At 57.1% G+C, this 8,007-nt stretch carries 6 protein-coding genes, 1 tRNA gene and 1 pseudogene; 6 read left to right on the top strand and 2 right to left on the bottom strand.

What is annotated here, in order from left to right; all coding sequences use genetic code 11:
• The 3 genes and pseudogenes from Q1A59_RS09845 to Q1A59_RS09835 all read left to right on the top strand — a co-directional run.
• Positions 1–1,279 (top strand): annotated as a pseudogene (locus Q1A59_RS09845) (hypothetical protein); the annotation flags it as partial.
• Positions 1,280–1,443: 164 nt separating this feature from the next.
• Positions 1,444–2,052 (top strand): inorganic triphosphatase, encoded by a 609-nt coding sequence (locus Q1A59_RS09840; protein WP_298408393.1) that lies wholly within the window; start codon positions 1,444–1,446, stop codon positions 2,050–2,052.
• A gap of 329 nt (positions 2,053–2,381) precedes the next feature.
• Entirely contained in the window at positions 2,382–3,875 is a 1,494-nt protein-coding gene (locus Q1A59_RS09835) for a CHAD domain-containing protein (RefSeq protein WP_299644923.1), read from the top strand.
• On the opposite strand, the gene Q1A59_RS09830 is transcribed toward Q1A59_RS09835, so the two are convergent.
• A complete protein-coding gene (locus Q1A59_RS09830) occupies positions 3,836–4,585 on the bottom strand; it encodes a TIGR02206 family membrane protein (protein ID WP_298408399.1) in 750 nt (249 codons plus the stop codon). The two genes, Q1A59_RS09835 and Q1A59_RS09830, sit on opposite strands and share 40 nt — an antisense overlap.
• Before the next feature lie 345 nt (positions 4,586–4,930).
• Between Q1A59_RS09830 and groES the strand changes: the two genes are divergently transcribed.
• The gene (groES, locus tag Q1A59_RS09825) at positions 4,931–5,233 is read left to right on the top strand and encodes a co-chaperone GroES (protein ID WP_066783058.1); all 303 of its coding nucleotides are present in this window, start codon (positions 4,931–4,933) and stop codon (positions 5,231–5,233) included.
• A gap of 47 nt (positions 5,234–5,280) precedes the next feature.
• Positions 5,281–6,921 (top strand): chaperonin GroEL, encoded by a 1,641-nt coding sequence (gene groL, locus Q1A59_RS09820; RefSeq protein ID WP_298408402.1) that lies wholly within the window; start codon positions 5,281–5,283, stop codon positions 6,919–6,921.
• 81 nt (positions 6,922–7,002) lie between these two features.
• On the opposite strand, the gene Q1A59_RS09815 is transcribed toward groL, so the two are convergent.
• Complete coding sequence (locus tag Q1A59_RS09815) at positions 7,003–7,800, bottom strand: hypothetical protein (protein ID WP_298408403.1); 798 nt, start codon at positions 7,798–7,800, stop codon at positions 7,003–7,005.
• Positions 7,801–7,871: 71 nt separating this feature from the next.
• On the opposite strand from Q1A59_RS09815, the gene Q1A59_RS09810 reads away from it, so the two are divergent.
• Positions 7,872–7,947: transfer RNA gene (locus tag Q1A59_RS09810), tRNA-Gly, on the top strand.
• Positions 7,948–8,007 lie beyond the last annotated feature (60 nt).

Raw genomic sequence — 8,007 nt, 5'->3', positions numbered from 1 at the left:
GATCCACGACCCGCTTAATCAGCTTCGTCAACCAGCGTTGATCCAACAAGCCGCCGCGCCGTTGATCGAGCGCGGCGCAATTGTTGTGGTCTATGTTAAAGCGCGCGGCAACGACGCCGACTTTATCCAGTTGCTTAAGCGCGATGGGTTGGTGCGCAGCGACGGCAAAGCGCGGGTTGAATTGGTTGCAATCTACGTTGCGATTGCCGACAACTACAGCGCCTTGCGCTACGGCGAGCGGTGGCAGATGCAGCTTGATGGCAGCTATCGCCAGATTTTGCGAGAACATTTACACACGCCACTCGGTTCGCCAAACCTGAGCAGCGACATTAGTGCAGCGCTCGCCGCGGTTGAGCAGAGCGTTGCTGATGAGTCGTTTGATCCCTTCAGGCGGCTCGAATTAGGGTGGACGCAGTTGATCCCTCTATTTCTGCTCGGTGCGTTCTCTGTGTTCAGTGTTTTGATCTTAGTCTTTCGACATAAAGCGCAAGCGCACACGCCGGACTATACAATGCGATCTCCCTCAGTATCCAACTCGGACCCGGCACTCGAACGGCTTTCTGAGCGATTTGGCACCGTGGTTGATCGGTTATGCGCACGGGTTGGCGAAGTCCAGCTTGATCCTGCCCAGAAGGTGTTATATCAAGAGATTCGGCTTGGGTTACTGCGGCTGCGGCGTGGCAACACCGGCATATGGCTCTCGGCGTATACGCGGGAAGACGAGCTGAACCGACTGGAACGGCAACTTGCCGACATTGAACGGTCGCTGATCTTGCCACTGTCTTCGGTTGCGAGTAATCAACGGGGTAGCTCAGCACGTTCGTTGTTAACAGTCGTTGATCAGGGTCAGTTGCAGCTCTTCCGGCAGGCACTACAAGCCGCTGCGCAGCGACTCTGGAAGTTGGAATGGGCACTGGCAGAAGAAGCAGCAAGGGTTAGCGAGTTTGACATTGGTAACTTGCCGCAACGCTTGACAACGCTTTTGTTTGATACGTCCATCACCAATGACTCGTTATCGGCAGCCATTACAGCGGCGCAAGCTATCGAGTATGAGGCGAAGATACTGTCAGATCGCTGGCTTGACTATCTCATTCGGCAACAATCAGCGCGTACAGAGCAGCAATCCTCGCGCAGTGATGAGTATGAATACGATTCTCGCTACCCCTATGACTATGGTTCCGGCTCGCTGTACGGCTCTAGCTCAGACAGCTCTTCCTCTTCTTCAGATAGTGGCTGGGGGAGTTTGGGTGGCGGTGATGAGAGCGGGCGGGATGAATGACAACTGCGCGCCCTTTACCAACAACGTTAGAGCTGTTGTAATGAGACGGTTGATGGAAAAGGGCAACGATTGTAGTAACTTTTATCCCTTTTCATATCCTCACCGAACCAGCTACAATAGAAGGGCAGCATGCTGCGTTGCTGCGCGTTGTACAGGAGCTAGGCATGGAAATTGAAGCCAAATATAAGATTAGCGCCACCGACCTCGACCGTCTGGCGGCGCTCAGCGCGCTTGGCCCGTATACGTTGCGCACGCTAGCCGGTGAACACCAGCGCAACATCTACTACGATAGTGCTGACGGCCGGTTAGCGCTTGCTCGCTACGGCTTACGCATTCGCCAAATCGGCAATCGGTCGATCATTACCCTTAAAGGGCCAGCCCGCGTTGACGAAAACGGCATTCACCACCGCGCCGAGTTTGAGTTTCCCGGCGATGATCCCAATCCGGCTCACTGGCCGGCTGGTCCAGCTCGCGATCTCGCCCAAGCGCTCTTGCTCGATGCGCCAGTGAAGCCGCTCTTGACGATTGAAACTAGCCGACGGGTCATTCATGCGGTTCGCGATGGGCAAGATCGAGTTAAGATGTGTCTTGATCGTGGCACTATCTACGCTGGTAAGAAACAGGCGCCGATCTGCGAACTCGAATTAGAAGTGTTGCCAACCGGCTCAGTCTACGATCTGACCGAGCTGGCCAATGCATTACGTGCGCTGGTCAAGATCACCCCCGAACGCCAGAGCAAGCTTGAGCGGGGGATGGCGTTGTTGCAACGGTGAGGGACGACGCGGCACGGTCGAGATAAGGTAACTCCGCCTCCGAATGACAACAGGATGATGGGGTGCGGGAGTGGAAAGTTTAAAAACCCTTCCCTCCCACACCCGTAATCGTCGTTGATCACAACGATATTAAACAACTCACATGCTGCCAACCTAACCTACCACCGAGTGTGCGCCTCCCTTAGTGTGGCGAGAGCACTCGTTTCGCTTCCGTGAACTTTGAGTACACCGATGTGATCTACAGCGGAATCATTGCAGGAGATGCTAAGATTTCGGTAACGGCTTGAGTTTGGGGCTTCGGCTTGGGCGATTGAACAAACGAGGTTTCAATGGCAACTATGACCAATCTGGCAGCTTATGTTGAAACGTTGCTCACCGCGTATCGAGTTGACCGGGCACATGCTCGGCAGGTAGCCGATCACGCGCTGACACTGTTTGACGCTGTAGCCGAACAGCGCAAACTACCAGCTACTGCCCGCCAATTGGTTGAAGCTGGTGCTCTGTTGCATAACGTTGGCTTGACAACTGACCCACCTGAGCATCATCTCGTCGGACGAGACATTATTCTACGCCACGATTTGGGGGACGAGAACGATCAAGCGATATTGGCAGCAATTGTCGCTCTCCATCGGCGCAAACCGCGTGCTCGACTTGAACCGGCGGTGTTGTGTCTCAATAAGCGCAATCGCGAGTTAGCGTTGCAATTAGCAGCCATTGTGCGGGTAGCCGACGGGTTTGACTATAGCCAAAGCCAGACGACTCGTGTTGAGGTAACAGCCCGTAACAGACGGATAAGTTTGCTGGCAAGCGGCCCGCATGCGGCGGTAGATAGCGAGCGAGCGTTAGCCAAGGCTGATCTGTGGGAACGTGTTTTCGGGCTGCGCCCCGATATTGTCGTGCAGAGTGAAGGAACGGTAGTTGAGCCAGTTGCTGGTGAGGATGAGCCAACTGATCGGTTACCCTATTGGTATGCCTCAGGCGACGTACCGTTTGCCGAATTGGGGCGGGTGGTGCTGCGCCGGCAAGTGCGGCGGTTGCAACAGACAGCGCGGGCGGTTGAAGCCGACGAGACTATCGAGGCGGTACATGATCTGCGCGTCGCCACCCGTCGTATTCGGGCCGCGCTGCGTCTCCTTGAACCGGTCGCGCCGGTTAAGGTGGCGCGCAAGGCAACGACAGGCGTGCGCACCTTGGCCCGCGAAGCTGGTGCCACTCGTGATCGAGATGTATTGCTCAATGATATGACCCAACGTGCGCTTAGCGGTCTTGAGCCAATTATGGAAGTAATCCGTACTGAGCGCATGCAGGCGCATGCAGCACTCATCGACTATCTCAACGGCAAGCAGTACGAGCGTGACCTACGCGTTCTGGCTCGTCTCGCGTGTTTTGCCGCTGACTGGGACAACCGGCCACGGGTGAAGGATCATGCCGGCAGTATGCTCTATGCCCACTACGAAGCCTTGCGCTCGTATGATCGCAACGGTTTGCCAGAAGATGAGGCTAGTCTGCACGCGATGCGCATTGCCGGCAAGCGGCTGCGGTATGCGCTTGAATTGGTCAGCGACATTGTGGGTGAGCGACTGAGTGATCTGTTAAACCCGCTGATCGATTTCCAAGACCATCTAGGTGCTCTGAATGATATCAGCGTTGCGCGCGGCTTGCTGGCGCCGCATACCGAACACGCGCCGGCAGCGGTCACGGCCTATCTGGCGGCGCGTGAAGGCGAGTGGGTCACGTTGCGCACCGAATTGCCAGAGTGCTGGGCAAAACTGACATCGTCTGACTACCGACGCACCCTTCTCACGATCATTGGTGATCTCTGAAGGAGATCACTCAGCGCGAATGGCAAGTAGAGAATAAGAATGGTAAGAATGCCGAGTACTTCCATCCAAATGATGTACATCGGCCACGGCCCCAACAGATCGAGGAGACTTGGCGTATAGGGCTTACGAGCCAAAAAGAGATAGTTACTATCGAGCAACCAATTAACGACGCCGACGCCCGCCATCAACAGATTGGCTCCGACAATCACCCGCCCCACCGAGCGCCACGTGGGGCGGTAGCCTTCAAGTGCGATCATCGTCAGCGCGGCCAACACCAGCCCGCCGTGGGAAATAAAGCTCTGGAAGGCGCGGAAGTGCGGAAAGCCGTACACACCAATATCCGGCGTTAACAACGCCTGCAACGCGCCACCAATCCCCAAAAAATAGGCAAACTCGAAGATGCGATAGCTGCGGGTGAGCAGCATTATCACGCTGAGCCACGTAAACAGTGTGCAGAGGTGCAGCGGCAGCATGGATTGGATTGACCAGAGACCATGCACCCAGAACCAGAGGTTGTAGGCAAGCTCGTTGATCGCTAGGATTGCGGCTAGCATGTAGCGCCAGTGCTGTTTGGCTGTGGATGATAATGAGCGAGCCGGGCCAATCACCCAACCGCAGGCGGCTGTCACACATGCCAGTGCAATCCAATGTGGCGGGCTAAAGAAGACGAACGGCGGCCCATCCCAGTACAACGCGAACAGATCGGCCATCGATCACCTCCAATGAAATCTGTGCTTGATATATCGGATATATCTATCATAACCGAACTTGGCTATGGAATACGGCAACATTGCTGCCGCACTCTAGGCTGGGGCGTCAGGGTGTGAGACGCGGCGCATCGCTGCCGCACTCCATACTGATGCGGCGTTCGAACAAGGGGTCCGGTATTGCTGCGCCCTTGCTAGCACTCCCTTGCATTGAGTGCTAAACATGACTTGACAAACCGCCCGATCTTGTGTACTATTACCAACGGGTTAGCACTCTCGATATGACAGTGCTAACCGATGGAACCTACGCAACCCATTGGATTGCATATTGAACGGAGGATAGCAGCTATGGCGGATTTCCGCATCCGACCTCTTGGCGACCGCGTGGTGGTCAAGCCGGTTGAGCGTGAAGAGAAGACCAAAACCGGCATTTTCCTGCCCGATACGGCCAGCAAGGAGCGCCCTATGGAGGGCACGGTGTTGGCGGTTGGTGAGGGGCGCCGGGACGATAGCGGCAAGCTGATCCCGATGAGCGTCAAGGCTGGCGATCGGGTGATCTTCGCCAAGTACAGCGGCACCGAGTTCAAGCTCGACGATGTCGAGTACCTGATCTTGTCGGAGAAGGACATTCTGGGTATCGTGCAAGAGTAGCAACCTCGCGCTAATGGCGCTATTCTCAGTGGAGGATTATAGATCCTATGCCAAAGCAGCTTTATTTCAACGAAGAAGCGCGCCGCGCTCTGAAGCGTGGCGTTGATCTGGTCGCCGATGCGGTCAAGACGACTCTTGGCCCCCGTGGCCGCAACGTCGCGATTGATAAGAAGTTTGGTTCGCCGACCGTGACTCATGACGGTGTAACTGTCGCCAAGGAGATCGAGCTGAAGGATCCTTTCGAGAACATGGGTGCCCAGCTTCTCAAGGAGGCGGCGACCAAGACCAACGATGTCGCCGGTGACGGCACTACCACTGCGACCGTGCTGGCGCAGGCGATTGTCACCGAGGGTCTGAAGGTTGTGGCGGCCGGTGCTAACGCAATGCTGCTCAAGCGTGGCCTCGACCGCGGCGCCGAGGCGCTGGTGGCGGCGATTAAGGCCAGCGCTGTACCGGTACGTGACCGCGCCGACATTGCTCACGTCGCGACTAACTCGGCGGCTGATAGCGAGATCGGCGAGCTGATTGCCGAGGTAATGGAGAAGGTCGGCAAAGACGGCGTCATCACCGTCGAAGAGTCGAAGGGCGTCGCCTTCGAGAAGGAATACACCGAGGGCATGCAGTTCGACCGCGGCTACATTTCGGGCTACATGGTAACCAACGTCGAGCGGCAAGAGGCTGAGCTTGACGATCCCTACATCCTGATCACCGACAAGAAGATCAGCAGCATCCAAGAGATCCTCCCCGTCCTTGAGAAGGTGTTGCAGGTAACAAAGAACTTCGTCATCATCGCCGAGGACGTTGACGGCGAGGCGCTGGCAACGCTGGTAGTCAACAAGCTGCGCGGCACCATCAACGCGCTGGCGGTCAAGGCGCCCGGCTTCGGTGATCGCCGCAAGGCAATGCTGCAAGATATTGCCATCCTCACTGGCGGTACCGTGATCAGCGAGGAGATCGGTCGCAAGCTCGATAGCGCAACGATCGAGGATCTGGGCCGTGCCCGCAAGGTGATCGCCACCAAGGATGACACCACCATCATCGAGGGTCGTGGCGACGAGGCGGCGATCCGCGCCCGGATCGAGCAGATCCGCGCCCAGATTGCCACCACCACCAGCGACTTCGATCGCGAGAAGCTGCAAGAGCGGCTGGCCAAGCTGGCCGGTGGCGTAGCGGTGATCAAGGTTGGCGCTGCGACCGAGCCTGAGCTGAAGGAGAAGAAGCACCGCGTCGAGGACGCGCTGAGCGCGACCCGGGCGGCTGTCGAAGAGGGTATTGTGCCCGGTGGTGGTGTCGCGTTGCTCAACGCTATCCCGGCGCTCGACAACGTGCAGGTTGCTCACGAGGATGAGAAGGTCGGTCTGCAAATCCTGCGCCGCGCCCTCGAAGAGCCGTTGCGCATCCTTGCCCGCAACGCCGGTGAGGACGGCTCGGTAATCATCGCCAACGTCCGCCGCATGCAGGAGGAGAAGGGCGACAAGACCATCGGCTACAACGTACTGACCGGTCAGTACGGCAGCATGATCGAGCAAGGCATCATTGACCCGGTGAAGGTTACCCGCAGCGCCGTGCAGAATGCGGTCTCGATCGCGGGTATGATCCTGACCACCGAGGCCTTGATCACCGACATCCCCGAAGAGAAGCCGGCGGCTGGCGCTGGCGCCGGTATGGGCGGCGGGATGGATTTCTAGGCCGATAAGGGTATCCTATGCTGGAGGGATGCATGAATATGCATCCCTCCATTCATTATGAGGCTGCACCACCGTGCGGCTCTACAGGTTGATTTGCTGCAATACTTGTTGCACCGTTGCGCCAATATCGTGGCCGATCACAAACTGCACGATTGTCACCGGCGCGGCAAACGTTTGCTCGATGGCAGCAATTGTCTGTTGGCGACGGCGTTCGACGTGGGCTGGATTGGCGTAAAAGTCGGCGGCATTCTCGCTCGCACCAAAGTCATCAACCACGATGATCCGTGACACATTGGTGCGCAAGCCAGCGCGCACCCGCTGCCAGAACAACGGATCGGCCTTAATGACGCCGAGATCGGCGGAGTTAGCGATGAATGCCATTGTATCACCGGTGAGGCTGCCCATCTGTTGTTGCACAACCCGCTGGTTGCGTACCCGCAAGGCGCGCGCTGCCCATCTGTGCTCTGCTAATTCCTGTGTGATGTGCGCTGTTGCCTCGGCATAGTGATCGGTAGCGATGAGCGTGGTGACCCGGCTGTCAGCACCAAGCGCCGCAAACAGTGGCTGCCATGCCGGATCGATCACGGAAGCAGCCATGTACATCTGGGTAAACCGCCGCGCGCATTGGGCTGCGATCCTTGCCGATGTCCCCTGCGCGCGCAACTGGCGCGCCAGCAACGCCGTCAACCCAACGCGGCTCGTGCTGCCTTCAACCCATGTCGGCCCAACCAACTCGTTCCAATAACGATCAACAGTGACGCCCAATGCCAGCAGTCCCGCATCGGCGAGCGCCGTCGCTAAGCGATGGGTCTCACCGAAGCGCACCGCGCCAAGGCTAAGGGTGCCAGAGAAGTCGAGAATAAGAAGCGTGGTAGTCATTGCTGTGCTTGGATTGTGACAATAGCGACTCGACAAATCGGCCAACTTGTGTATAATAGCGAATATGCAACGCGGGAGTGGCTCAGTTGGTAGAGCGACACCTTGCCAAGGTGTAGGTCGCGGGTTCGAATCCCGTCTCCCGCTCCATGAAATGACCGGTCACAACCTGTGAACCGGTCATCTTTTTTCTTCAAACCAAGTATAATA

This window comes from uncultured Chloroflexus sp. (assembly GCF_937951745.1).
In the GTDB taxonomy this organism is placed as follows: Bacteria; Chloroflexota; Chloroflexia; order Chloroflexales; family Chloroflexaceae; genus Chloroflexus.
This window is presented reverse-complemented; position numbering and strand designations above follow the sequence as displayed.